General features: G+C 44.3%; 20 protein-coding genes and 1 riboswitch. Of the genes, 3 read left to right on the forward strand and 17 right to left on the reverse strand.

The features are described 5' to 3' along the window. Positions 1-3 precede the first annotated feature (3 nt). The 13 genes from cysS to MKY34_RS02700 all read right to left on the reverse strand — a co-directional run bounded on the left by cysS (position 4) and on the right by MKY34_RS02700 (position 15,440). Positions 4-1,404, reverse strand: a complete 1,401-nt coding sequence (gene cysS, locus MKY34_RS02640) for a cysteine--tRNA ligase (RefSeq protein WP_342513705.1) — start codon at positions 1,402-1,404, stop codon at positions 4-6. Next, positions 1,401-2,063 (reverse strand): serine O-acetyltransferase, encoded by a 663-nt coding sequence (cysE, locus tag MKY34_RS02645; RefSeq protein WP_342513706.1) that lies wholly within the window; start codon positions 2,061-2,063, stop codon positions 1,401-1,403. Before cysE ends, cysS begins: the two co-directional genes overlap by 4 nt. A gap of 635 nt (positions 2,064-2,698) precedes the next feature. Continuing rightward, a complete protein-coding gene (gene gltX / locus MKY34_RS02650) occupies positions 2,699-4,162 on the reverse strand; it encodes a glutamate--tRNA ligase (protein ID WP_342513707.1) in 1,464 nt (487 codons plus the stop codon). 316 nt (positions 4,163-4,478) lie between these two features. After that, positions 4,479-4,955: a 2-C-methyl-D-erythritol 2,4-cyclodiphosphate synthase gene (gene ispF / locus MKY34_RS02655; protein ID WP_342513708.1), complete on the reverse strand. Its 477-nt coding sequence runs from the start codon at positions 4,953-4,955 to the stop codon at positions 4,479-4,481. Continuing rightward, entirely contained in the window at positions 4,930-5,643 is a 714-nt protein-coding gene (gene ispD / locus MKY34_RS02660) for a 2-C-methyl-D-erythritol 4-phosphate cytidylyltransferase (protein ID WP_342513709.1), read from the reverse strand. The genes ispF and ispD overlap by 26 nt, the downstream gene beginning before the upstream one ends. Before the next feature lie 31 nt (positions 5,644-5,674). Further along, positions 5,675-6,787 (reverse strand): PIN/TRAM domain-containing protein, encoded by a 1,113-nt coding sequence (locus MKY34_RS02665; RefSeq protein ID WP_342513710.1) that lies wholly within the window; start codon positions 6,785-6,787, stop codon positions 5,675-5,677. A 188-nt stretch (positions 6,788-6,975) separates the two neighbouring features. Continuing rightward, on the reverse strand, positions 6,976-8,349 hold the full coding sequence (gene radA / locus MKY34_RS02670) for a DNA repair protein RadA (RefSeq protein WP_342513711.1): 1,374 nt from the start codon (positions 8,347-8,349) through the stop codon (positions 6,976-6,978). 77 nt (positions 8,350-8,426) lie between these two features. Then, the gene (gene clpC / locus MKY34_RS02675; RefSeq protein ID WP_342513712.1) at positions 8,427-10,886 is read right to left on the reverse strand and encodes an ATP-dependent protease ATP-binding subunit ClpC; all 2,460 of its coding nucleotides are present in this window, start codon (positions 10,884-10,886) and stop codon (positions 8,427-8,429) included. 186 nt (positions 10,887-11,072) lie between these two features. Beyond that, entirely contained in the window at positions 11,073-12,161 is a 1,089-nt protein-coding gene (locus tag MKY34_RS02680; RefSeq protein ID WP_342513713.1) for a protein arginine kinase, read from the reverse strand. Beyond that, positions 12,151-12,705 carry a UvrB/UvrC motif-containing protein gene (locus MKY34_RS02685; protein ID WP_342513714.1) on the reverse strand — a complete coding sequence of 185 codons (555 nt, stop codon included), beginning with the start codon at positions 12,703-12,705 and terminating at the stop codon, positions 12,151-12,153. The genes MKY34_RS02680 and MKY34_RS02685 overlap by 11 nt, the downstream gene beginning before the upstream one ends. Before the next feature lie 29 nt (positions 12,706-12,734). After that, on the reverse strand, positions 12,735-13,205 hold the full coding sequence (locus MKY34_RS02690) for a CtsR family transcriptional regulator (protein ID WP_342513715.1): 471 nt from the start codon (positions 13,203-13,205) through the stop codon (positions 12,735-12,737). A 209-nt stretch (positions 13,206-13,414) separates the two neighbouring features. Then, complete coding sequence (locus tag MKY34_RS02695) at positions 13,415-14,161, reverse strand: LytTR family DNA-binding domain-containing protein (RefSeq protein ID WP_342513716.1); 747 nt, start codon at positions 14,159-14,161, stop codon at positions 13,415-13,417. After that, positions 14,142-15,440, reverse strand: coding sequence for a GHKL domain-containing protein (locus MKY34_RS02700; protein ID WP_342513717.1), 1,299 nt, complete (start codon positions 15,438-15,440; stop codon positions 14,142-14,144). Before MKY34_RS02700 ends, MKY34_RS02695 begins: the two co-directional genes overlap by 20 nt. Positions 15,441-15,807: 367 nt before the next feature. Between MKY34_RS02700 and ccsB the strand changes: the two genes are divergently transcribed. Next, a complete protein-coding gene (gene ccsB, locus MKY34_RS02705; RefSeq protein WP_342513718.1) occupies positions 15,808-16,980 on the forward strand; it encodes a c-type cytochrome biogenesis protein CcsB in 1,173 nt (390 codons plus the stop codon). 135 nt (positions 16,981-17,115) lie between these two features. Here ccsB and MKY34_RS02710 read toward each other — a convergent pair whose 3' ends face one another. The 4 genes from MKY34_RS02710 to MKY34_RS02725 form a co-directional block, all read right to left on the reverse strand. Next, positions 17,116-18,798, reverse strand: a complete 1,683-nt coding sequence (locus MKY34_RS02710; protein ID WP_342513719.1) for a hypothetical protein — start codon at positions 18,796-18,798, stop codon at positions 17,116-17,118. 142 nt (positions 18,799-18,940) lie between these two features. Then, positions 18,941-19,945, reverse strand: coding sequence for a biotin synthase BioB (gene bioB / locus MKY34_RS02715; protein ID WP_342513720.1), 1,005 nt, complete (start codon positions 19,943-19,945; stop codon positions 18,941-18,943). Position 19,946: 1 nt separating this feature from the next. Beyond that, on the reverse strand, positions 19,947-20,537 hold the full coding sequence (locus MKY34_RS02720) for a biotin transporter BioY (protein ID WP_342513721.1): 591 nt from the start codon (positions 20,535-20,537) through the stop codon (positions 19,947-19,949). A 128-nt stretch (positions 20,538-20,665) separates the two neighbouring features. Continuing rightward, positions 20,666-20,851: a histidine kinase gene (locus MKY34_RS02725; protein ID WP_342513722.1), complete on the reverse strand. Its 186-nt coding sequence runs from the start codon at positions 20,849-20,851 to the stop codon at positions 20,666-20,668. A 195-nt stretch (positions 20,852-21,046) separates the two neighbouring features. Further along, positions 21,047-21,157: riboswitch (SAM riboswitch) on the forward strand. Positions 21,158-21,250: 93 nt separating this feature from the next. On the opposite strand from MKY34_RS02725, the gene MKY34_RS02730 reads away from it, so the two are divergent. Together MKY34_RS02730 and metH are read left to right on the forward strand one after the other, a co-directional pair. Next, entirely contained in the window at positions 21,251-23,110 is a 1,860-nt protein-coding gene (locus MKY34_RS02730; RefSeq protein ID WP_342513723.1) for a bifunctional homocysteine S-methyltransferase/methylenetetrahydrofolate reductase, read from the forward strand. After that, entirely contained in the window at positions 23,091-26,543 is a 3,453-nt protein-coding gene (gene metH / locus MKY34_RS02735) for a methionine synthase (RefSeq protein WP_342513724.1), read from the forward strand. The genes MKY34_RS02730 and metH overlap by 20 nt, the downstream gene beginning before the upstream one ends. The last annotated feature ends 63 nt before the right edge of the window (positions 26,544-26,606 follow it).

Raw genomic sequence — 26,606 nt, forward strand, 5'->3', positions numbered from 1 at the left:
TACTCATCCTCTTTTCCAACGTGTACCTTGCGCTGTATCCTCGAGCACAATTCCCTGCGCCTTCAATTCCTCACGAATCTCATCCGAACGTTTGAAATCACGATTACGGCGCGCTTCCAATCGTTCTTCAATCAATGCTTCAATATCTGCATCCAATAAATCAGCCTCATCATTGAATGGTAAGCCAAGAACACCCATCAAATCATCAAACGTCTGCACAAATTGTTCAAGTACAGCCTGCTGTGTATTCTTCTCTAGTAAATAGACGTTTGCCAACTTCGCAAGTTCGAAAATCACGGCAATTGCATTTGCCGTATTAAAGTCATCGTCCATCGCTACCTCAAAATCCTCTTTGCACGCTTGCACCTTATGCATCCACATATCTTGCTGATCGCCTAAGTCTGCCGATGCTTCCAAACGATGCTTCAAATTGGCATACGCCGTCTGCACACGCTCCAAGCCATTCTTTGCACTTTCAACAAGATCTTGTGAAAAGTTAACTGGATGTCTATATTGCACAGAAAGAATAAAGAAACGAAGTACCTTTGGATCAATCTGCTTCCGAATATCATTGACCAACACAAAGTTGCCAAGTGATTTCGACATTTTTTCATTGTCAATATTGATATAGCCGTTGTGCATCCAATACTTCGCAAACGGTTTACCCGTCATCGCCTCAGATTGCGCAATTTCATTCTCATGGTGTGGGAACGCTAAATCCTGTCCACCTGCATGAATATCCATCGTATCGCCAAGATGCTCTCTTGCCATTACTGAACATTCGATATGCCAGCCTGGACGCCCAGCTCCCCACGGGCTTTCCCATGAAATTTCGCCTTCCTTTGCCGCCTTCCACAACGCAAAGTCGAGCGAATTCTCTTTCTTGACGCCTTCTTCAATGCGCGCGCCAATTTTCAATTCATCTGTCGATTGGTGTGACAGTTTTCCATAGCCGTCAAACTTGCGCGTACGATAATACACATCGCCTTGCGATTCATACGCATAACCCTTATCAACCAATACTTTCACAAATTCAACGATGTCCTCGATATGATCCGTTACGCGCGGGTGCACGTCAGCCTTGCCGCAACCAAGCGCTTCAACGTCTTCAAAATACGCGTTGATAAAACGGTCTGTCAGCTCGCCAACTTCTTCACCTAGCTCTTTAGCTGTATTAATAATCTTATCGTCAACGTCCGTGAAATTCGAAACGTACTTCACATCATATCCACGGTACTCTAAATAACGGCGCACTGTATCAAAAACGATAACTGGACGGGCATTCCCGATATGGATGTAGTTGTAAACCGTTGGGCCACAAACATACATCTTCACTTTGCCTTCCTCCATTGGAATGAACGGCTCTTTCTTCCGCGTAAGCGTATTATAAATTTGAATGCTCATCGTAATTCCCCTTCCTTTACCTGCTGTTGCTCTAGTTGTTCAAGTCGATCTGTTAAGTGCGTAATTTGATTTTCAAGCATCTGGCATTTATCCGCCACCGGATCCGGAATGTCTTGGTGATCGTATTTACCTTTTACTTTTACACCATTCGAAATAACGACTGTTCCCGGAATGCCAACAACCGTCGAGTCAGACGGGACATCTTTTAACACAACCGAACCCGCTCCAACTTTACTATTTTCTCCAATCGTAATGGAACCAAGCACCTTTGCCCCCGACGCAACAAGGACATTATCACAAAGCGTTGGATGGCGCTTCCCTTTCTCTTTACCCGTTCCACCGAGCGTAACACCTTGGTAAAGGGTAACGTCATTACCAATTTCGCACGTCTCCCCAATGACAACACCCATCCCATGGTCGATAAAAAATCTTCTCCCAATTTGTGCGCCTGGATGAATTTCAATACCCGTAAAGAAACGGCTAACTTGCGAGACCGCCCGCGCAAGAAATAAGAGTTTTTTCTTGTATAACGCATGGGCAATACGGTGTGACCACGTCGCATGCAGACCCGAGTAGGTAAGCACAACCTCAATCGTACTACGCGCTGCCGGGTCTTGATCAAATATGCATTGAATATCTTCCCTCATCCTTTTAAACAACTTACTTCCCCCTCCCGATTTTCAAGATCCGCAGCCTACACCGACCAAATCCCATGGCGATAACTGCATGACTCGTATCCTACAAAGCCCAAAACAACAAAAGCGTAAGCGCGACAGGCGTTGGAGAGCTTGAAGATAAAGGTGCTTTTTGCCTTTATCAGCAAGACCGAAACGCCCCGAGCCCCTAGGCGCTGAAGCCTAGACGATAAAAAATGCGCCCCTGTCAAAAATGACAGAGACGCATTGAATACGTGGTTCCACTCCGCTTGGAAGGTGTACGTACCCTTCCCGCTTAACGCCCATAACGCTGGCGATGCGTCCGGCCTACTTAACGTTCGGCACGGCACTCAAAGGTGCATTTCCACATTGCAGCGGCACGGATCACTTACAGCCGGTGATGATCCTCTCTGAAGAGCTTGCAATCTGTACTTCTCCTTCTCAAAGCTTAGGCCTACATGATGTAGGTCATGAAGTTGTTGCGAGGACTGGCAGGATGCCAGTTATGCATCCGTTGCCGCAGGACGCGGCGAACTTAGGATACCTTCCTCTTACTCGCGGTTTTAAACTTCGTTCTTTAAAGCAAACTAATTGTTGTTATTCTCACACGCCTGCGCTTGAAAGTCAATGTAAATCAATTACGCCTTAGCGTATTTCGCAACACGCGCAACGGATTTCTCTTTTCCGATGAGTGCAATCGCAGCTTGCAGTTCCGGACCATGCGTTTGTCCTGTTGTGACAACGCGAATTGGCATGAAGAGATTTTTCCCTTTATGACCTGTTTCTTTTTGAACAGCCTTAATTGCCACCTTGATAGAATCTGCATCGAAAGTTTCCAGCGCCTCTAGTTGAGCTTTAAACGAAGCCATTACTTCAGGAACTTGTTCTCCAGCGAGTACCGCTTGGGATTCTTCATCATATTCCAATTCATCATTAAAGAACTGGGCGGATAGCTCCACAATCTCAGCTCCGAAACTCAGTTGGTCATGGTAAAGTGCAATTAGATCACGTACCCATGCACTTTCTTGTTCCGACATTTCCTGTTTAACAAGACCCGCTTTTTGCAGATGTGGTAAAGCCAACTCCACTACTTCATCGAGGCTCATTTTTTTCACATATTGGTTGTTCATCCATGTCAATTTCTGTTTGTCGAACATCGATGGCGATTTCGATAGACGGCTTTCATCGAACAATTTGACCAGCTCATCGTGAGTGAAAATTTCTTCTTCCCCACCTGGCGACCAGCCAAGCAGTGCAAAGAAGTTGAACATCGCTTTTGGTAAATAACCAAGCTCTTTATATTGTGAGATGAATTGAATAATCGACTCATCACGTTTCGAAAGCTTTTTACGGTCTTCATTGACGATTAACGTCATATGTCCGTAACGCGGATACTCCCACCCAAAAACATCAAAAATCATCAATTGTTTTGGTGTATTCGTCAAATGCTCTTCACCACGGAAGACATGCGAAATTTTCATGTAATGATCATCAAAAACAACGGCGAAATTGTATGTTGGAATGCCATTTGCTTTCACAAGCACCCAGTCACCAATGTCCTTCGATTCGAATGACACCGTACCACGCACGAGGTCTTCTACGTTATAAACCACGTTTCCAGGTACACGCATACGAATTGTATGCGGAATACCCGCTGCTTCTTTCTCCGCCACTTCTTCCGCTGTTAAGTTACGACATGTACCGCCATACATTGGAGCAGCGATGCCTGATGCCTTTTGCTGTTCACGTTCTGCTTCCAATTGTTCAGATGTACAGAAACATTTATACGCTTGGCCGCCCTCTAACATTTCCTGTGCGTGCTTTGTATAAATATCCAAACGCTCCATTTGACGATATGGACCATACGGACCTCCGATATCAACGGATTCATCATAATCGATACCAAGCCATTTTAAGTTTTCGAGCTGAGATAATTCCCCCGCTTCAATATTACGCTCCGTGTCTGTATCCTCGATACGCACGATGAATTTCCCATCATGATGGCGTGCAAATAAATAGTTAAACAAGGCTGTTCTTGCTCCACCGATATGTAAATGCCCGGTTGGACTTGGTGCATAGCGCACACGTACTTCTGTTGTCATAATTTGTACATCTCCCGTTCTATACTTTACTGTATATTTTACCACTCACTAGATTCGTTATCAATTACGCCTCGGCGTAATTGCGTCCAGATTTCTTCGAGCTTGGGGCCAACAGGATGTTGGTCATGCAGTCGTTGCGACAGGACATCGCGTACTTAGACTGCCTTCTTAGCTCCTCTTGAAAATCTGTGACATCCGCCGGAGGCTTCAACTTGATTCAGCCAGTGTTTGAGCCCTCACTGAATGAATGCATATTTAGCATCCATTTAGTCGCCTATAGGAGTGAGGGACTTTTGCTGAAACAAGTTGAAAGAGGTCAAGCCTTTACAAGTAAAATTGTCGCCATTGAAGCGATGCCTTCTTCTCGTCCGACAAAGCCCAATTTTTCAGTCGTTGTCGCCTTGACATTGACTTGTGTGACATCCGCATGTAAAAGCTCTGCTACTCGCTGACGAATCGTTTCAATATGCGGTGCCATTTTCGGTCTTTGCGCCATAATCGTACAATCGATATTGCCCAACTTATACCCTTTAGCCTCTACAAGCGCCCAAATTTTTTCTAACAAAACCGCAGAGTCCGCATCTTTAAACGCTGCATCTGTATCAGGAAAATGACGTCCGATATCTCCCTCACCAATCGCACCCAATGCTGCATCCGTAATCGTATGCAACAATACATCTGCATCTGAATGGCCTGTTAACCCTCGCTCATATGGAATCGTAATTCCACCTATAATAAGTGGACGACCTTCCGCAAACTCATGCACGTCAAAACCTTGTCCGACTCGAATCATCTTTGTTCCCCTGCCTTCTTCTCAATAAAATCTCACCAAATACAAGATCTTCCTGTGTTGTCATCTTGACGTTATCATACGTACTTTCCACAATCCGTACCGGATGGCCCAGTCGTTCAACGAGCATGGACTCATCCGTACCGAGAAACGCTTCCGCCTCTGCCTTCTCCGCAGCCTTTTGTAGCACAGTATATTGGAACGCTTGTGGCGTCTGAATAATCCACAACTTGCTACGATCTACCGTTTCTTCGACGATGCCCACAGGCGCAAACTTCATCGTATCCTTTGCTTGCACGCCTGCAATTGCCGCACCGTGTTCCTTCGCAACCTGAACGAGTTCATAAATCACAGATTGGCTAATAAACGGCCTTGCCGCATCATGAACAAGGACGATGCCTCCCTCGCCATGCGCTCGAATACACGCAGCAACGCTCTGTTGCCGCTCACTGCCCCCCGCAACAAGCGCTTTGACCTTTGTAATGCTAAATTGCGTAAGCATCGATTGAATGCGCTCCCGCTCTGCTGGCTTCACAGCAAGAATCATGCCAACGCAAGCAGGATCCTTTTCGAATACATCGAGTGTATGAATAAGAATTGGCTTATCATCGAGCTCTAAAAAGAGTTTATTGTAGCCAGCACCCATTCGCTGCCCACTTCCGGCTGCCGGCATCATGACTGTATACTCCATGATTACTTCCCCGTCTTTCTTTGTACGATTGTTAACTTAGTTTTAATGGCTTGCTATTTTTAGGCTTCGCAAAAATCATTCTCCCTGCCGACGTTTGCAACACGCTTGTCACAACGACATCGATGGCATTGCCGATATGAAACTTCCCATCTTCCACAACAATCATCGTACCATCGTCCAAATATGCAATCCCTTGATTATGCTCTTTACCGTCTTTAATGACAACGACATGCATATCTTCACCTGGGATAACAACTGGCTTTACAGCATTAGCAAGGTCATTAATGTTTAACACCGAAACGCCGTGCAAATCTGCCACTTTGTTCAAATTGAAATCATTTGTTACGACAAGTCCTCCCATGCTTTTCGCAAGGCGCACTAGCTTCAAATCGACTTCCGAGACATCTGCGAAATCCTCATCTGTAATTAAAATATTGGGTCCATCATCCGTCTGCATACGTTTCAGAACGTCTAATCCGCGTCTCCCCTTCGTTCGTTTCAATGTATCTGAGGAATCAGCAATATGCTGAAGCTCTGTCAATACAAATTGTGGGACAACGAGCACACCTTCCAGAAAACCAGTTGCTGAAATATCAGCAATCCGACCATCTATAATAACACTTGTATCTAATATTTTGTATAGCTTCCCACTAGTTGGAACAGGCGTTTCTTCTGCTTCTTTCTTTTTCGGTCCCGCATTTTTCATCATATACATCGCATTAATAAACTCTTCACGCTTCTTGAATCCTACTTGGAAACCTAAATATCCTAGCAAAACGGATAACAAGATCGGTAACACCGATAATATCGATGTAATCCCAGGAATTTGAATACCATTCAACCCAAAGTTCACAAGAAATGCAACGCTCAGTCCAAGAACAAGCCCAATCGTTCCAAATAACAAGTCAAAAATAGGTGCTTTTAACAGACGCTCTTCCCACCACTTGATGAAATTGATAATTGGCATGGTTAAAAAAAGGCTAAAGACAAATAAGATTGCCGCTCCAAGAATTGCAGCAACATAAGGATTATTGATCACCGGGTTGTCAGTAAAAGAAAATAAGAGAAATAAGTGCGGTAAAAATAAAACGCCAAGTGTTCCTCCAGTAAGTAAAAATGATGCTTGAACTACTTTTTTCAACATGATGAAGCACCTCCTTTAATAATAAATATACACTGCCTCCCCTACCTTCACCTTGATTGGGACGAGACAAAAAACTTGCCTACTACACCTAATAGGACTCTTTAGCCGGCTGATAGTTCCTTGTTTGCCAACATTCCTTTAGGAATATGAAGAGATAGGACTGCCTACTCAACAGTCCTACACTCGGGCTAATTCTTAAAGGCTATTTTCAGGGCATCACTTACTGTTTCAACGCCTATTACCTGAATTCCTTCCGGGTAATCCCAGCCACCAAGGTTTGACGCCGGTATGATTGCACGGTCAAAGCCCAGTTTAGCCGCTTCCGTCACACGCTGGTCAATCCGCGAAACACGACGCACTTCCCCCGTCAGCCCAACTTCGCCGACAAAACAATCCGCCAAGCCAGCCGCTGTATCTCGGTAGCTCGATACAATGCTCATGAGCACCGCCAGGTCAATGGCTGGCTCATCAAGCTTTACACCACCCGCTACTTTAATATATGCATCCTGCGCCTGTAACAGCATCCCCATACGTTTTTCCAACACTGCCATCAACAGCGAAACACGGTTTTGGTCAAGTCCAGTCGCCATTCGTTTCGGGTAGTTAAAACTAGATGGCGTGACAAGCGCTTGAATCTCAACAAGGATGGGGCGCGTTCCTTCCATTGACGCAACAATCGTCGAACCCGCCCCACCTTGCGATCTTTCTTGCAGGAATAATTCGGATGGATTCAGTACCTCCTTCAAGCCTGCTTGCAGCATTTCAAAGATCGCAATTTCATTCGTCGAACCAAATCGATTTTTCACACTGCGTAAAATTCGGTACGTATGATGCCGTTCGCCTTCAAAATACAAAACCGTATCCACCATATGCTCTAACAAGCGTGGCCCAGCAATCTGACCGTCTTTCGTAACATGCCCTACAAGGAAGATGGCGATATTTTGCGTTTTAGCGATACGCATCAATTCCGCTGTACACTCACGTACTTGCGACACACTTCCTGGCGCAGACGTCACTTCAGGATGATGGACCGTTTGAATGGAGTCCACAATGACAAATTGTGGTTTCACATTCGCCACAGTTTCATGAATTTGCCCCAAATCTGTTTCCGCGTAAATATACAACTCATCGGACGCAACACCTAGCCGTTCTGCACGCAGTTTTGTCTGGCGAATGGATTCCTCACCCGAAATATAAAGCACCCGTTGCCCCTTGTTTGCAAGGAGTGAGGACACTTGCAGTAATAACGTAGACTTCCCAATCCCCGGATCACCGCCGATAAGAATAAGTGAGCCCGGCACAATCCCACCACCAAGCACACGATTTAACTCCTCTAAATCCGTGCCTACTCGTGGCTCCTCTACTGTTTCAATTGCACTGATTGGCATAGCCTTCTGACGTACATTTTCTGTATGCTGAAATGCGCCACGCGGGCCCTTTTGCACAATCTCTACTTCTTCGTCCATCGTATTCCATTCACCACAGCCCGGACAGCGCCCCATCCACTTCGGTGATTCATAACCACAGGACTTACACATAAATTTAGTCTTTTTTTTCGCCATATAGCTCTCCCTAGACGAAAAGGACAGCCCACTTCCATCGAAAAAACATTCGATGGACGGACTATCCTGTTCACTCATTATTTTTTCAACACAACTTCTTCTTTTTTAGCCACTTGGCCCGTCTTCACAACGAATTCCCCGTCTTCTACATCGACGATTACTTTTCCACCAGTCAATATGATGCCTTTCAACAGTTCCTCTGACAAGCGGTCTTCCACATGTTTCTGGATTGCACGACGCAATGGACGCGCACCGTATTCAGGATCATAGCCGACATCTGTAATTTTATCTTGTGCCGCTTCCGTCAATTCGAGTTCAATATCCTGTTCGTTCAGGCGTTTTGTTAACTCATTAGCCATCAGCGTCACAATTTTACGTAGATGTTCTTTTTCAAGCGAGTGGAAGACAATCATTTCATCGACACGGTTGAGGAATTCGGGGCGGAATGCCTTCTTCAGCTCATCCAACATTGACGATTTCATACCTTCGTAATCCCGAGTTGTATCTTGTAAATTGAAGCCCACATAGCGATTTTTCTTCAATGCTTGCGCTCCAACATTCGATGTCATAATGACAACCGTATTACGGAAATCAACCGTACGCCCTTTGGAATCCGTCAATCTTCCGTCTTCTAGTACTTGAAGGAGAATATTGAATACATCAGGATGCGCTTTCTCGATTTCATCTAGCAGAACGACAGAGTATGGTTTACGACGGACTTTTTCCGTCAACTGACCACCTTCTTCATAGCCGACATACCCAGGAGGTGAACCGACAAGACGTGATGTCGCATGCTTTTCCATATACTCGGACATATCTATGCGGATCATCGCATCTTCGTCCCCAAACATCACTTCTGCAAGCGCTCTTGCTAGTTCTGTTTTCCCAACACCTGTTGGGCCGAGGAAAATGAATGAGCCAATTGGACGTTTTGGATCTTTCAGTCCTGCACGCGCTCGGCGTATCGCACGAGATATAGCCGTTACAGCTTCTCCTTGACCAATTACACGCTCATGTAGTACCTCTTCCATATTGAGTAGTTTAGCAGTTTCCGTTTCAGCAATTTTAGACACCGGAATTCCCGTCCACATTGCAACTACTTCTGCGATGTCATCAACCGTTACTTCTGACTCGGTTTGGCCTTGTTTTTCTTTCCAGGCCGTTTTTGTCGTTTCAAGCTCTTCTTTCATCTTCTGTTCCTTGTCACGGAACGAAGCCGCCTTTTCGAATTCTTGGCTTTGAACAGCCGCATTCTTCTCAGAGCGAATCGCTTCTAACTTCTGTTCAAGCTCCTTCAAATTCGGCGGTGTCGTGTAAGAACGAAGACGTACTTTTGAGCCTGCCTCATCGATTAAGTCAATCGCTTTATCTGGAAGGAATCGATCCGAGATATAACGGTCGGACATTTTCGCAGCCGCTTCAACCGCAGCATCCGTAATTTTCACACGGTGATGCGCTTCATAACGATCACGCAAGCCGTAAATAATTTGAACCGTTTCGTCAACAGTTGGCTCGTCAACTTGAATCGGTTGGAAACGTCGCTCAAGCGCAGCGTCTTTTTCAATATATTTACGGTACTCATCTAGCGTTGTAGCACCAATACATTGCAGTTCACCACGTGCTAACGATGGTTTAAGAATGTTCGATGCGTCGATAGCGCCTTCTGCTCCACCCGCGCCAATCAATGTATGCAACTCGTCGATGAACAAAATAATATTGCCCGCCTGACGAATTTCTTCCATCACTTTTTTCATACGATCTTCAAATTCACCACGGTATTTCGTGCCTGCCACAACTGTTCCCATATCCAGTGTCATCACGCGTTTGTCACGCAGAATTTCCGGCACTTCATTATTGACGACTTGTTGGGCAAGCCCTTCGGCAATTGCCGTTTTCCCAACACCTGGCTCTCCAATAAGTACAGGGTTGTTCTTCGTACGACGCGCAAGTACCTCAATGACACGTGTAATTTCTTTGCTACGTCCAATAACAGGGTCAAGCGTGCCTTCACGAGCAATTTCTGTTAAATCACGCGCTAAGCTATCAAGCGTCGGAGTCGCAGCAGACGGTGATGCGCCTTGGTTACCTGCTGTATTGTCATTGCTGCCAAGCAGTTGCAGTACTTGCTGACGCGCTTTGTTGAGGCTGACCCCCGCATTGTTTAATACGCGCGCTGCAACGCCTTCTCCTTCGCGGATTAGCGCCAGTAAAATATGCTCTGTACCGATATAAGAATGACCAAGTTTACGCGATTCATCCACCGATAATTCAATCACTTTTTTCGCTCTTGGCGTATAGTGAACAATCGGGCCAACGTCTTTTGTACCGGAGCCGACTAGCTTTTCTACACCTTGTTCAATTGTTTCAAAGCTGACATCTATCGCTTCAAGTGCTTTTGCAGCGATACCGCCACCTTCACGGATGAGTCCCAACAAAATGTGTTCTGTGCCGATGGACTCGTGTTTCATCCGGATTGCTTCTTCTTGGGCGAGCTGCAACACCTTTTGTGCACGTTGTGTAAATCGATTAAACATCATATTCAGTCCTCTCCTTCTATCTATAAATTAGCTAATGGATTTCTGACCTCATCAGGACAAAATAGAACCTGCCCCTACCATACGTATTCAACTATGTGCACCAGAAATCCTTTATTCACTAAATCAATCTTGACCATATTTGACCTTATTATACCGAAATGATAGGAAAGCATGCAAAATGCCTGCTCATCGTTCCTCTGTTCCTTCAGATGAAGCGGACGCCCGCTCTACATTCAACCGCTCACGAAATAGTTTGGCCCTGCATATATCCATTTCTTCTTGAGTCAGTTCGCCATCCGCATACTGCTGCAAAAAGCCAGGTTGCATAAAAATTAGCAGTTCATTCAAAATCGACATATCTACATCATGAATGATATCCAAATCGATTCCGAGGCGTACGTCCGACAAGCAACGTGCCGCTTCACTCGACGGGAGCAGCCGCGCATACGTAATCGTACCGAGCGAACGAAACAGTCGATTTTCCAGTGCAATGCGAGACTTTGCAAGCAGCAATTCTCGGGATTTTCGCTCATGTGCAATGAGACGTTCCGTAATATTACCGAGGTCTGCTAAAATTTCTTGCTCTGTTTTACCAAGCGTCGTCTGGTTCGATACCTGATATACATTCCCCGGTGCTTCGCTACCTTCTCCATAGCTACCGCGAACAACGATGCCAAGTCGAGAGATTGCCGGTATAATACGATTGATTTGTTTGGTCATCGTAAGCGCTGGCAAATGCATCATTACCGAGGCGCGCATGCCGCTTCCCGTATTCGATGGACAGCTTGTTAAATAGCCGAAATCCTCATCGAATGCGTAGGATAACTCCTTTTCTAACACATCGTCGACGGCATCTGCCTGTTTGTAAGCACCTTTTAGTTGAAGTCCCGGGTAAATGCACTGAATGCGAATATGGTCTTCTTCATTGACCATTACACTGACGGTCTCATCTTCCGATAAAATAACAGAACCTGGGCGATCAGGGTTCGCCAACTGAGGACTTATCAAGTGTTTTTCTACTAACACATGACGTTCCAATGCCGGTAAATCAGCCATTTTCATGTAAGAGTAGGTACCTCCCTCAGAATCAAGCAGAGCACCTGACACTGCGCTGTCAACCGCCATCGACTCTTCTTCTGTAAACGCAATCGGAAAACGGTAGCTCCTCAAATTCCGCGCCAGTCGAATGCGTGTCGACATCACGATATCCGAATGCTCACCGTGTGCAGCCATCCAGCCTGTCACCGCATTCTGCATAAAATTTTCAATCGACATGGCTCTCGCCACCTCCATCCGCAAGGCGTACCTTCAAGGCATTCGCTTCATCACGTAAAGCCGCAGCCTCTTCAAAGCGCTCAGCTTCCACCGCTTCTTGCATCTTCACACGAATCGCTTCAATTTTCTTTTTCACCGCATAGATTTTGTTAAAGGAAACGGGTATTTTTCCTTTGTGCATAGCGTGCCCATTATGCAGCTTGCCCAAAACACGCGGCAATTGTCCTCGAAATGTGTCATAGCACGTTGCACAACCAAACTTCCCAACGTCAAGAAATTTCAAAAAGGTCAATCCGCATGTCGGGCATTCCGACCCTTGGTGTGCAGCCTCCTGCGGTTGTTGCGCTTGAAACAGCTCCGCCCCGCCAAACCAATGAGACAAAAATTGTTGGATGGATAACGGTTCCTGATTCGGATCCACATGAAGCGTCTGTGCCTGAAATGCACATTTCTCACATAATTGAAGCTCAATTGCTTCCCCCATACTTTCTCGTGTAAGAATGACGGAAGCAGGCCGTTCTTTACAGTTTTCACATATCATCATATGCCACCTCACCTCAGTTGGATTGACGTTCAGTCAAGTTGCTCATAAATGAGCGTTACCAGCATCGCCTGTAAGATTCGTGCTCGTAGCATGTCACGCTCTGGTAGCGGCTGATGAAGAGTCGTTCGGTCTACCGCAGCGAGAATGAGTTTCGCCTCACGCTCCGATATTACCGCCTCCTCCGTCAATCGATAGACAACATCTTCCGCCATCGTATAGGATGCCCCTTGTTGAATCCCTTTTAAAATATGTTCAATTAATTCTTTTCGCGAGTTCGTCTGTACACGAAAAATACGTATGTAACCGCCGCCACCACGCTTCGACTCAACGGCGTAACCGCGTTCCACTGTAAATCGTGTCTTAATGACGTAATTGATCTGAGAAGGGACACATTGAAACTTTTCGGCAACTTCACTGCGTTTGATTTCAATTGAACGATTCTGTTCCTCTTCGATAATCGCCTTTAAATACCCTTCAATAATGTCAGAAATATTCCGCATTTTTTCACCTCTTTTCATCTCCGGTGATCAAGTGTTGACTTTGACTATCTTTGACTTAATTGTACATGATATTCCGTTTCTTTCGCAATCGATACGCACTCGGTCTTTTATCAGTATTGGTGTGTCGCCCTGTTATTTAATCATCAACCTCAAAAACTGCACCTCGGTCGTTATTAATGAGGTGCAGTTCAATCTCTTTCGTTTTCTACTCAACTGTTTTTACTAACAGCGGCTAATTTCCGCTGCAACTCCCGAACTAGACGAAACGACACCATACAAACAGTTCCATTTGACATCGTCACCTTGCGCTCTGTTTTATTCAGCTCACTGACATGGCATAAATTGATTACGTAGCTTTTATGGCAACGATAAAAGGATGCGTCCAAACCTTCGAAATCGATAAGTTTACCGTAGAATTCATAGTATCCATTCTTTTCATACAGCGCCAGTTTATGCGGCTTCGTGGATGTTTCAATGTAATAAATATCTTGAATGTTAACATTTTGAATACGCTCGCCGATTTGCAGTTGTACCCTTGCGGATTGATCGAATTCACCAAGCTGTTTATACTTTTTAAATGCAACTTGTAATGCCTCTTTCACCTCAGAGGAAATTTGCTCAGTCGTCTCTTTCACGATAAAGTCCAGTGCCGCTAATTTGTAGGTGAATGTCAGTTTTAAGTAATCTGCATGTGTGGTAATAAAAATAATCGTCGCTATAGGATCTTTCTTTCGAATTTCCATCGCTAATTCCATACCATTCAGCTCGTGATTTAATTCGATATCTAAAAAATAACAATCCGCTTGATGCTGCTCCAAATAAGCTAATACCTCATCTGGCTGACTCGTGCATAGCACAACTTCAATACTCGGCTCATGAAAATTGGCATAATCCATAATTTCTTTATGCAGTCGGTTTTTCTGTGCATGATCATCTTCACATATGATAACCCTCATCCGATACCCTCTCCTCAATAATCACTTCATGAATAAACCACTCATTGTCGACACGTGAGTTGAACATAACATTCGGATAGCTAGATAAAATTTTCCTGACAGTAAACAAACCGATTCCTCGATTGTCTCCCTTCGTCGAATAGTGCTCTTCAAATAATTTGTGAATGATCACTTCATTTTCCTTGATTCGATTTTCAATCACAATCACGACTTGGCTATCCCTTGAAAAGAGAGCCAAATTGATCTGCGGTTTATCGAGAGAGGCGCTCGCTTCGATGGCATTGTCCAAAAACACCCCCATAATTCGCGTCAAGTCAATGCTATCGATAGCTATTGAGTGGATGGAATCCGGTATTTCAATATTTATGGGTATGGCTAATTCATCAGCAAGTAATAATTTTGTTGCAAGTAATCCTTTTAGTTCAATGATTTTAAGCTGATCAAGTTGACTGAACAACTGTTGTTTGTTGAAAAAGCAATGCTCTTCCTTCATAATTTGCTCATTGAAATATGTTTGAAGCCCTTTCATATCCTCGTTTTCTATATACCCTCGTAACGAGAAAAGAATATTGGCATAGTCATGTCGAAACGACTGCATCTCACGGTTTACTTGCTCCAAAGCTTGCATATATAGAGTGAATTGCTGTTGCTCAATCAGTTTTTGTTTCACGTGATTCTCCTTTACGATTGTACGTAAAAGTATCCCTGCAAGACTAATCATTATAAAAAAATAAAATAATAGCAGCGCTAAGTTGAAGATAGAAATTCCAAAGCTCCCTTTTTCCGCTGGAATAAAGACAAGTGAATAAAACGCAGAAAAAGTAACCGTCACAATGATAAAGAACAACCATTTTGTAAATGCAGATAGGTGGATATCTACACTGTAATGCTCAATCGTTTTTTTATATAACATAATAAAAATCATAATTTGCAGCACAATCAAACTACCATGGATATATAAAGACAAATGAAAGAAATCAACAAAGAGCATTGCTGTATATTCCGCAAGTATGCTTATTGTATGAATCATAACGAGATGGATAAAGACAACCTTTCTCTTGGTAAATAGATAGAAAAGGCCACCATTTAACACAATACTTGAAATCATTGAAATCCACATGAACTCTTGAAAATAAAAGGCCAAGATAGCAACGATTGTATTCATCGTTAAGCATAGAATAAAACGTTTCACGGTCACTCTCATAGTCAAAATATAAAACAACGAACCATAGATGATGAGGAAATTTAAAAGACTAAAGGCGATAAATATACGCATCATTCCTTTCCCACTGCAATCTTAATCAATTACACCTCAGCTTAATTGATTAAGATTTTTTTCGAGCTTGGGACCTACAAGAAGTAGGTCATGCAATCGTTGCGAATCGAACTACGAAGGGTTCGATTTGCCTTAATTTCTGTGTTCTTGCAGAAATTAAGGCACCTCCCTTCAGAACGTCGCGCACTTAGACCGCCTTCCTAAGCTCCCCTAAAAAATTTGTGACATCTGTCGGAGGCTTTTTCATGACGAACAGGATCGTTTTTTAGACGTTGAAGACAAAACCCCCTCCTCCAAATTTTGCTAACGTATAATGCGATATTGATACGGACAACTAGTTAGCATTGATTATGAATTGGAGGGTCACCAAATGAAACCCGAAAGCCTAGTGGAACTGAGTAGCCAGTCCCTTTTTGTATCATTCATTCTACTATTGATTGCCATAGTGCCCATTGGGGCAACGGTCAAAGCAAAAAAGAACTGGGCTGGTCGAATCGGCGTCAGTTTAACTTATGTAGCATTTGCCTTACAACTTCTCTACTTTTTTCTAAGATGGGCGGCAATTGGACATGCGCCCGTAAGTAATATGTATGAGTTCATGACGTTCTTTGGAATTATGCTGATTGGTAGCACGTTGCTCATATATCATCTTTATAAACAACTTGTTGTATCATTATTTTCAATTCCAATTACACTCATCATTATAGGTTACGGGGCCGTTTTTACAAGCAAGGCCACACCGCTAATACCTGCCCTGCAAAGTAACTGGTTAGCAATCCATGTCATGACTGTAGCTCTTTCGAGTGCCATCTTCTCCGTAGCATTCGTAGCTAGCATCGTCTACTTGTTACGTGCCATTGACGTAACAAAACAGAACAACAGCACTCGGAGCTTAGAATTCGTCATGTATTGCCTCCTGATTGTAGTCGGGTTTATCATTAGTTCCGTAATGTTTTCGATGACGATAGATGAAAAGATTGTTCATTTTAACAACAAAGAACAGGCTCTTGTGGAAACTACGTATAAAATGCCTGCCATCATCGTCAATCCCAACACAATTTCCGTTGAGGATAAAGAGCAAATTGGAATCATTGAGATTACCAATTCAATTGATGCCCGGAAACTCAACTCGGTAGCATGGTCATTTTTAGTTGGAACGGGGCTGTATCTACTCATTCGCCTACTAACTCGAAAGAACATCAGTCAATTGGTCGAACCGTTTGCCCGTAAAGCACCCGCCCAGTTGATGGACGAAATAACGTACCGTGCCATTATCATTGGCTTTCCACTATTCTCATTAGGCGGGTTATTGTTTGCGATGATTTGGGCACACCTCGCATGGGGACGCTTTTGGGGATGGGATCCTAAAGAAGTGTGGGCATTAATCACTTGGCTATTTTACGCAAGCTTCCTCCATCTACGGCTATCCCAAGGATGGTCAGGAGAACGAACAGCTTGGATGGCGATCATCGGCTTCGGTCTAATTGTATTCAATCAAGTCTTCGTCAACCTAGTTATTGCTGGTTTACATTCCTATGCTTGAAGTGAACTCCGTTTTCCCAAACCCGAGTCGTTAGCACCTCAAAAAAAGAGTCTATTGGAAACTCCCAATAGACTCTTTTCGTTGTATCATTAACCATTCATCCACATTGCAGTCAATGCAGAAAAACATCCCTCATTACTTCATACTTATATTGACCAATTCCTTCACCGGCAAGAACAACTCGCCCGTTTCCAAATAAGTAATGGACAACTGATCCCCTTCTTGAATATAAATCGCAAGCGGTTCTGTTTCAGAAGAGACGATGAAATTCCGCCCATCATCAGCTAAAATAGAGATAAGCGTAAAGTCGCCAACACGCTCCTTAAAGACGCGGACAACCGTTACAGCTGCCTTGACCTCTTCCGCCTTCGAACTTCCATCAACCGTACTGCCTCCACGTTGCAATGCCGTCTTATACAGTTTCAACGCTTCGTTCGGAGTATTGGCATAGATGGAAATCTCCGGATTTGCCGCGGATACAATAAAGTAATTTTGCAAAAAGCCATTCGAATCCAGTACAGGCGTCAACCAACTTGCCTCCCCGTAAAAATTATACAAGACCGGCATTTCACCAGACCATTTCTTCTCAATGAATTTCTTTTCAATAATTTGGAGTGCGCCTTGTGAATCCATATACGATTCTTCCAAATTACCCGTGTAATATGTCGCTTCGCCTGTTCGACCATCCGTCAACGCATAGCCGAGCATCGAATCGACCCCTTCTTTCGGGCTTGTAAAATCTGTGAAGTAATACATATGCCCCTTTTCATCGAAAATTGGGCTCACACTTGCTTCCGTCCCTTCATCCGAAGGAAGTTTTACGTCTTTTTTACCGAACAAGGAATTCCAAAATCCGTGGACATAGTTCCCAAAATAACTATTCTGAAGACTGACAGCTTCAGGCGAAACGGCCCCATCTACGAACGCCGGTACATCCGCAAGCTTATACTTTTCTACAGCTCCTGTCGCAGGATCCACCATAACAATCCCTTTGACATCAAAACCGTTACGTGCAGTAATAAAATCCCCGTAAGATCGAATATAATGGGGTTTTCCCTCATCATCGATTTCCAGTTGAACATCGCCATAGAAAATAAGATTCGGCATACTCATCCGCATATGGCGTTCCACTTGCTTATGCAGATAGGAAGACGGCGTATACGCCATTTCAGCTTTGACAAACTTCGGATTATCCGATGAATCTGTTGCACTCATCGTAAAGTAACCCGGTGTCGTTTTCCCATTCCACCATTTAAATAATCCTGAAAACTCAACGGGAGCAATGTACACAAATTCGTCATTCACTTTTTGAATTTGTAAACTACCGAGTTCATAGTAGCTTGTATTCGGTACTTGCCCAAACGCCTTTTTCATCTTATTTCTTGCAAATTTCGGCGGCACGCTAGCTGGCGTTTTCGTTTCATCAAATGCCTGAATCTCTACTTGCTGTTCCATTTCAACCGCCTTATATTTTTGCTTGGCGTTGAAAAGAGGCGCGCTCAGTAAGTATGCCCCCAAAACAAGTGCCCCTAGAAACAGAACGACTTTCACTTTACGTCCCTGACTACCATCCAGCAGTGCTCCTAACAGAGTAACGACAAGCAATACAATCCACAATGAGGTCCAATTTCGGTCCATATTCGTCACATAGTAGAACACAAAAACCATGACTGCAACTAGAATTGTCATGCTTGCCAGGGCTGCCCATCGGTTAAATTGAATCGGTTCTTTTCCTTCTCGATGATTCAATGCAAACGGGACAATGATCACACTCGCCACAACGCCCACTACAATTGAAAAAACAAGTAAATTAATCATTCCACACTCTCTTTTCTGTCTACCAGATTTTTTTGATACTTCATTTACGATTCAAACGGAGAAACGTTTCACTTTTTTTAAAACGAAACTCTTCATTCAAAATAAAAATGGACTCCCTAGGCTCGGAAGTCCATTTTTTCGTTCATATCAATACGGAGTCTTTGGTTAACGGTTCAAGATCAACTTCAAAACCTAAATCCTCAAGCATTTGACGATCTCGGTCACCTTCTTGGCCAGCCGTCGTTAAATAATCACCGATGAAAATTGAGTTTGCTGGGTATAATCCAAGTGGCTGGAGACTACGCAAATTCACTTCTCGCCCACCTGATATCCGAATTTCTTTTGTCGGATTAATAAACCTGAACAAACAGAGAACCTTCAAGCAATACCGCGGCGTCAATTCATCTGTGCCTCCTAGAGGTGTTCCGTCAACCGCATGCAAAAAATTCACCGGAATCGAATCCGCATCCATCGCATGCAAACTGCGTGCCATCGATACAACGTCCTCTTTCGTTTCACGCATACCCACAATGACGCCAGAACATGGTGAAATGCCTGACTGCTTCACAAGGTCCACCGTGTTAACACGGTCATCGAATGTATGCGACGTTGTAATGCTTTCATGATGTGCAGCTGATGTATTGATGTTGTGGTTATAACGATCAACCCCCGCCGCCTTTAGTCGCTTCGCTTGCTCCGGCTTCAATAGTCCGAGACACGCACAAACGGTCATATGTTCATGTTTCGACTTAATTTCTTTCACGGAATCGATAACAATTTCGAGTTCACGCTTCGCCGGACCACGCCCACTTGCAACGATACAATACGTGCCCGCATTTAACTCTGCCGCCCTGTCAGCACCTGCAATGATTTCTTCCTGTTTCATCATCGCATATTTTTCAATCGGAGCTTTCGACACAATCGACTGCGCGCAATACCCACAGTTCTCCGGGCATAGACCTGATTTCGTATTCATAATCATATTGAGTTTCACTTTATTCCCGTAGTAGTGTTTTCGAATGGTATAAGCGGCATGAAGAAGTTGCAACACCCCCTCATCCGGGCTATTTAAAATCTCAAGCGCCTCCTCGTCCGTCAAGACGTGTCCTTCAAGTACCCGCTCCGCTAAAACATCATACTGTGTCATATTATCTCCTCACTTTCAATACTTTGGACATACGGTGCCCGAAAATTCCAGCAAGCACTGCCAGTAAAATATCTTTCGGTAATGGGGGCATCATCCACAACCATGCCAATTTGTAAGTAAATGCATCCGGAGCTGCTGCCCACATTTTATACGCAACATACATCAGGTTTGTACCGATTACATAGTTCACAACCATCGCCACAAGGGCAGCAACAATATAACTATGTAACTTGCCGTTCTTTTCAATGATTTTCCCAGCAATATAGGCTGTAAGAATAAAAGAAACAATAAATCCGAATGTCGGGCTAAGAATCGACCCAAAACCACCGCTGAATTTCGCAAATACCGGAGCTCCCACGAGCCCGATACACATATAAACCGTCATCGCAATTGCACCCAAGCGACTTCCAAGAAGGAGACCCGCTAGAATCGCAAAAAACGTCTGCAATGTAATCGGCACCCCCCCAACAACCAAAAATGGCACAAACGCTGTAATATTCGCCCCGATCATCATCAGCGCCGCAAACATTGCACTGTAGACCAAACTTAATGCACTCATATTGCTCTTTGTTTTCACTGTAGCCGTCGTCATCCACATACACCCCTACCATTTGTGTTATCTATAACAGAATAAAAGATAACACATTATGTGTCAACTCATTTTAATTTTAAGTTAACGCAAAATAAAAGACCGACAGCATCATTGCCATCGATCTTTCTTCAAGAACGTTTCCCCTCATCTTTAGGAAATAAAAAGTATGAAATAATCCCACTTACAATGACCGCGCCAATCGTAATCCAAACACGGGATGTCTCTGGCACGTCTTGGTGACTTTTGTTCAACATCATCCAACTAAATACGCCAACGATTAACATAACCGGAATAATAAATCGAAAAGCTCTCAACAAGTTCACCTTCTGTTTCTGAATAATATTGTTTCTATCTTACCATATACCACCTAGCATCCGCTCCCTGTAAGCCATCGATAAACGAATGGACAATTCCCTATAATCCAGCAATTCTAGCAAACGAAGGCTTGACGCAAACCAATTATAACGTTATGATGATTTAAATTATTTAAACAACTATATAACTATCTATTCTTATCAAGAGAAGCGGAGGGAACTGGCCCTATGATGCTTCAGCAACCCGCCGAAAGGTCAGGTGCTAATTCCAGTAGACCCGTTCTATCGTGGTCTTAAAGATGAGAAGGTACTACTACGTCTACTCGTAAAGCCTTCTATCCATGAAGGCTTTTTTTATTACGCCAGTTTTTTGATTATGTCAGAGAGGATGAACAATAGATGAAATTACTTGAAAAGTTAAAAACGAATGTACTAACTGCGGACGGTGCGATTGGAACACTGCTCTATTCATACGGCATTGACTTTTGCTACGAAGAATTGAATGTTACAAAACCAGAAGTCATTGAAAAAATACACCAGGAGTATATTGCAGCCGGTACAGATATTATTCAAACAAATACATACAGCGCCAACTCCATCAAACTAGCTCGTTACGGACTGGAAGATCGGGTAAAGGAATTCAATGAAGCAGCCATTCAAATCGCAAAGCGTGCAGCAGCACCAGGAGGTCAATTTGTCCTCGGAACAATCGGTGGTATCCGCGGCATTCGAAAAAGTGATGCAACGTTAAATGATATTACCAAAATTGTCCAACAGCAAGCGGATGCACTACTCTCTGGAAATCCAGACGGACTGTTGCTGGAAACGTATTACGATTTCGAGGAATTGTCGACAGTTGTTAGCCATTTGCGGACGTTGACAGATACACCAATTATCGCGCAAGTATCGATGCATGAGCCCGGCATCCTACAAAATGGATTATCGTTAAATGACGCTTTACACCAACTCGAAGCACTCGGTGCAGATGTTGTTGGCGTTAACTGTCGCCTCGGCCCTCACCATACTGTTCAAGCTTTCGAAGGTGTCACATTGCCGGAAAAGGCTTTCCTATCCGCCTATCCAAATGCCAGCTTGCTTGATGTCGATGATGGGCGCATTGTCTTTGTATCCGAAGCGGACTATTTCGGACGCTCTGCGTTACTACTGCGCGATCAAGGTGTACGTATCATCGGTGGATGCTGTGGCACAACGCCGAAGCATATCGAGGCCGTCAAAAGACGAATTGCAGATCTTCCACCGGTTACACAAAAAATTGTACAGACACGCAAACCAATCGTTATCCAAGAGGCTGCTCCTTCACATAATCAGCCGCTTCATGAAAAAGCAAAAAGTGAACGGACAGTTATCGTGGAACTCGATACACCACGCCATCTTGAAACCGATAAATTCATCGAAGGTGCCGCTTTACTACGTGATGCGGGCGTTGATGCAGTGACAATGGCAGATAACTCGTTAGCCTCCCCCCGCATTAGCAATATGGCGATGGGTGCAATCTTAAAAATGCAAAATGATATCCGCCCTCTTGCCCATATTACATGTCGGGATCGCAACTTAATTGGGCTTCAGTCACATTTAATGGGGCTGGACGCACTTGGGATTCATGACATCTTAGCTGTAACTGGTGATCCGACAAAAGTTGGCGATTTCCCAGGTGCAACAAGCGTCTACGACGTCTCTAGCTTGGAATTGCTTCAACTGATTAAGCAGCTGAACGAAGGTATTTCCTTCTCTGGAAAACCGTTACGTAAGAAAGCCAATTTCTCTGTGTCTGCCGCCTTTAATCCAAACGTTCGCGTGTTAGATCGTGCTGTCAAACGTCTTGAGAAAAAAATTGAATGCGGCGCGGATTACTTTATTACACAGCCGGTTTATACAAAAGAGAAAATAGAAGAAATCTATGAAGCGACGAAGCACTTAGACACACCTATTTTCATCGGCATTATGCCACTTACAAACATTCGCAATGCAGAATTTTTACACCATGAAGTACCTGGCATCAAACTGTCCGATGAAGTGCTCGAGCGCATGCGTGCATGTGGAGATGATAAAGAAAAATCCTCTGCCGAAGGGATTCAAATCGCCAAAGAACTAATTGACACAGCAGCGCGATTATTTAATGGAATTTATATTATTACACCGTTTCTCCGTTACGACATGTCTCTTGAATTGATTCAACATATTAAAGAGTTCGATATACAGAAAGAGAGTGGAATTGCTCATGCCGAAACATCTTATTGAAGCACAACTACAAGAAAGAATTCTCATCATGGATGGTGCAATGGGCACAATGTTGCAAAACGCCAATCTATCTCCTGAAGATTTCGGAGGCGAGGAATACGATGGCTGCAACGAGTATTTGAACATTACCAGACCCGATGTTCTCGACCGCATTCACCGTGAATATTTAGAAGCTGGCGCCGACATCATTTCAACCAATACATTTGGCGGAACGCCAATCGTACTCGATGACTATGATTTAGGCGATAAAGCTCACGACATCAACTTCCAAGCAGCACAGATTGCCAAAAAGTCTGCAGAAGCTTTCTCTACGCCGGAATGGCCACGCTTTGTAGCGGGCGCAATGGGACCGACAACGAAAACACTGTCGGTCACAGGCGGCGCTACATTTGACGGTCTGACGCACGACTTCTATGTACAAGCTAAAGCATTGATTGAAGGTGGCTGTGATTTGCTCTTGATGGAAACAAGCCAGGATATGCTAAACGTCAAAGCGGGTACACTCGGCATCAAGCGCGCGTTCGAAGAAACAGGCAAAGAACTCCCTGTCATGATTTCTGGAACGATTGAGCCGATGGGCACAACATTGGCAGGACAAAGCATTGAATCCTTCTATATTTCGATTGAGCATATCAAGCCCCTTTCTGTCGGTTTGAACTGTGCAACAGGTCCTGAATTCATGACTGACCACTTACGTTCCTTGTCAGAATTAGCAACGAGCTATGTTAGCTGTTACCCAAATGCGGGACTGCCTGACGAAGAAGGGCATTACCATGAATCACCTGAATCCCTTTCTAAAAAGTTGGAAGGATTTGCTGACAAAGGTTGGTTAAACGTCGTCGGCGGATGTTGTGGAACAACACCTGCACATATTCGCGCCATCCGTGAAGTCGTAGCAGATAAAAAACCACGTCAAGGTCCTGAAACGGTGCACGGACATGCTGTATCAGGTATTGAACCTTTGCTTTACGACGATTCCATGCGTCCATTGCTCATCGGAGAGCGGACAAACGTCATCGGTTCTCGCAAATTCAAGCAGCTAATTGTAGACGGTAAATTTGAAGAGGCGTCGGAAATCGCACGTGCCCAAGTAAAAGGTGGCGCTCACGTCATTGACGTTTGTCTAGCCAATCCAGACCGCGACGAACTAGAAGACATGAAGCAATTTATGCAAGAAGTCGTTAAAAAGGTCAAAGTTCCGCTCGTTATTGACTCGACAGACGAAAAAGTCATCGAAGAAGCACTGAAGTATTCCCAAGGTAAAGTCATCATTAACTCCATTAACTTAGAAGACGGCGAAGAGCGCTATGATGCAGTCTTACCACTTGTGAAAAAATTCGGGGCCGCTGTCGTTGTCGGAACAATCGACGAACCAGGAATGGCCGTTACACGCGAACGGAAACTCGAAGTAGCCGAACGTTCCTACGACCTCCTTGTCAACAAATGGGGCATTGCACCTGAAGATATTATTTTCGATCCACTCGTCTTCCCAGTTGGAACGGGTGATGAACAATACATCGGTTCTGCCGTCGAAACAATTGAAGGGATTCGTCTTATTAAAGAAAAAATGCCACGTGCATTGACGATTCTTGGCGTCAGTAACGTGTCATTCGGTCTGCCTCCTGTCGGTCGTGAAGTACTGAATGCGGTATACCTCTACCACTGTACGCAGGCGGGCCTAGACTACGCAATTGTCAATACGGAGAAACTGGAGCGCTACGCTTCTATTCCCGAAGCAGAAATTAAAATGGCGAACGATCTGCTATTTGCCACAACGGATGAAACGCTTGCGGAGTTCACGAATTTTTATCGTGGCAAGAAAAAAGAGAAAACAGAAGATGATATTCCAAAAACCGTTCCAGAACGCCTTAGCTATTATGTCGTAGAAGGAACAAAAGAAGGTTTGATTCCTGACTTGGAAGCCGCCCTCAAAACTTACGACGCCCCCCTCGACATCATTAATGGACCGTTAATGGACGGGATGGCAGAGGTCGGTCGGCTATTCAACACGAACCAGCTTATTGTGGCGGAAGTACTGCAAAGTGCTGAAGTCATGAAGACATCCGTGGCATTTCTTGAGCAATTTATGGACAAAGCTGAGGGTGACACAGGTAAAGGGAAAATTGTCTTGGCAACGGTCAAAGGCGATGTCCATGATATCGGAAAAAACCTTGTTGAAATCATTTTAAGTAATAACGGTTTTACCGTTGTCGATATCGGTATTAAAGTAACGCCTTCCACGCTGATTGACGTCATTCGAAAAGAAAAGCCCGATATTATCGGATTATCTGGACTACTCGTAAAATCTGCCCAACAAATGGTCATCACAGCGCAGGACTTTAAAGCTGCGGGCATTGATTTGCCAATCATGGTTGGGGGTGCAGCACTGACTCGCCGATTCACGGACACAAAAATTGCCACAGAATACGATGGGCCAGTGCTTTACGCTAAAGATGCAATGTTTGGGCTAGAACTAGCCAACCGTCTGCAAGATAAAGAGGAAAAAGCAGCATTGCTCATCGAACTGGACGAACAACGTGCAAAACGTGCGGAGAATGATGCCATTAAAGCGGCAAAAAAGGCTGAAAATCCAGACGCAGAAATCGTTGCACCACGACCTGTCAAAACGGTACGTGAAGACGTTCCCGTGCAAGTCCCAAAAGATTTGCGCCGCCGCGTGCAAAAAGATTATTCGGTTTCCCATCTCTATCCGTATGTCAATATGCGGACATTGATCGGCCACCACCTTGGATTACGGGGCAATGTCAATAAAATGCTCGAAAACAAAGAGCCACGTGCTTTAGAGCTGCATGAAATGGTCACTGGATTTTTAGAATCCGGTAACTTAACAGCATCTGGACTTTATCAATTCTTCCCGGCTCAATCCGATGGCGATGACGTCATTGTCTACGATCCAGAAGATGCAAAAACAGAAATCGAGCGTTTCACATTCCCACGTCAAAGCAAAGAGCCTTTCTTGTGCCTAGCCGACTACTTGAAGCCTGTTTCAAGCGGCGAAATGGATTACGTCGGCTTCATGCAAGTAACTGCTGGACACGGCGTACGCGATTTTGCTAACAAATTAAAAGAAGAAGGTAAGTTCCTAGAAAGCCATGCTTTCCAAGCTACTGCACTTGAGCTGGCAGAAGGGTTTGCAGAACGGATTCACCAAGAAATGCGCGACCAATGGGGCACACCCGACGCAACAGACTTTACAATGCTTGACCGTTTTGCTGCCAAATACATCGGACAACGCTTCTCGTTCGGCTATCCAGCCTGTCCAAATCTGGAAGACCAAGCGAAATTGTTCAAACTGTTAAAACCTGAAGACATCGGCGTCCATTTGACAGAAGAATTTATGATGGAGCCGGAAGCATCGGTTTCAGCGATTGTGTTCGCCCATCCAGATGCACGATATTTCAACGTTGATTAACTACAAACAGTAACAACCATTTAGCTCCAAGCAATCTAAAAAGCGTCTTATCAGTCGACACAC

Source organism: Sporosarcina sp. FSL K6-1522 (genome assembly GCF_038622445.1).
Taxonomy (GTDB): Bacteria; Bacillota; Bacilli; order Bacillales_A; family Planococcaceae; genus Sporosarcina.

Excerpts from the sequence above, each read along its gene's own strand:
- radA (WP_342513711.1), bottom strand. The coding sequence starts at position 8,349 with ATGGCGAAAAAAAAGACTAAATTTATGTGTAAGTCCTGTGGTTATGAA.
- gltX (WP_342513707.1), bottom strand. The coding sequence starts at position 4,162 with ATGACAACAGAAGTACGTGTGCGCTATGCACCAAGTCCAACCGGGCAT.
- MKY34_RS02695 (WP_342513716.1), bottom strand. The coding sequence starts at position 14,161 with ATGAGGGTTATCATATGTGAAGATGATCATGCACAGAAAAACCGACTG.
- ispF (WP_342513708.1), bottom strand. The coding sequence starts at position 4,955 with ATGATTCGAGTCGGACAAGGTTTTGACGTGCATGAGTTTGCGGAAGGT.
- MKY34_RS02685 (WP_342513714.1), bottom strand. The coding sequence starts at position 12,705 with ATGATGATATGTGAAAACTGTAAAGAACGGCCTGCTTCCGTCATTCTT.
- clpC (WP_342513712.1), bottom strand. The coding sequence starts at position 10,886 with ATGATGTTTAATCGATTTACACAACGTGCACAAAAGGTGTTGCAGCTC.
- ccsB (WP_342513718.1), top strand. The coding sequence starts at position 15,808 with ATGAAACCCGAAAGCCTAGTGGAACTGAGTAGCCAGTCCCTTTTTGTA.
- MKY34_RS02680 (WP_342513713.1), bottom strand. The coding sequence starts at position 12,161 with ATGTCGATTGAAAATTTTATGCAGAATGCGGTGACAGGCTGGATGGCT.
- cysS (WP_342513705.1), bottom strand. The coding sequence starts at position 1,404 with ATGAGCATTCAAATTTATAATACGCTTACGCGGAAGAAAGAGCCGTTC.
- ispD (WP_342513709.1), bottom strand. The coding sequence starts at position 5,643 with ATGGAGTATACAGTCATGATGCCGGCAGCCGGAAGTGGGCAGCGAATG.
- MKY34_RS02690 (WP_342513715.1), bottom strand. The coding sequence starts at position 13,205 with ATGCGGAATATTTCTGACATTATTGAAGGGTATTTAAAGGCGATTATC.
- MKY34_RS02665 (WP_342513710.1), bottom strand. The coding sequence starts at position 6,787 with ATGTTGAAAAAAGTAGTTCAAGCATCATTTTTACTTACTGGAGGAACA.
- MKY34_RS02710 (WP_342513719.1), bottom strand. The coding sequence starts at position 18,798 with ATGATTAATTTACTTGTTTTTTCAATTGTAGTGGGCGTTGTGGCGAGT.
- metH (WP_342513724.1), top strand. The coding sequence starts at position 23,091 with ATGCCGAAACATCTTATTGAAGCACAACTACAAGAAAGAATTCTCATC.
- bioB (WP_342513720.1), bottom strand. The coding sequence starts at position 19,945 with ATGACACAGTATGATGTTTTAGCGGAGCGGGTACTTGAAGGACACGTC.
- MKY34_RS02700 (WP_342513717.1), bottom strand. The coding sequence starts at position 15,440 with ATGATGCGTATATTTATCGCCTTTAGTCTTTTAAATTTCCTCATCATC.
- MKY34_RS02730 (WP_342513723.1), top strand. The coding sequence starts at position 21,251 with ATGAAATTACTTGAAAAGTTAAAAACGAATGTACTAACTGCGGACGGT.
- MKY34_RS02720 (WP_342513721.1), bottom strand. The coding sequence starts at position 20,537 with ATGACGACGGCTACAGTGAAAACAAAGAGCAATATGAGTGCATTAAGT.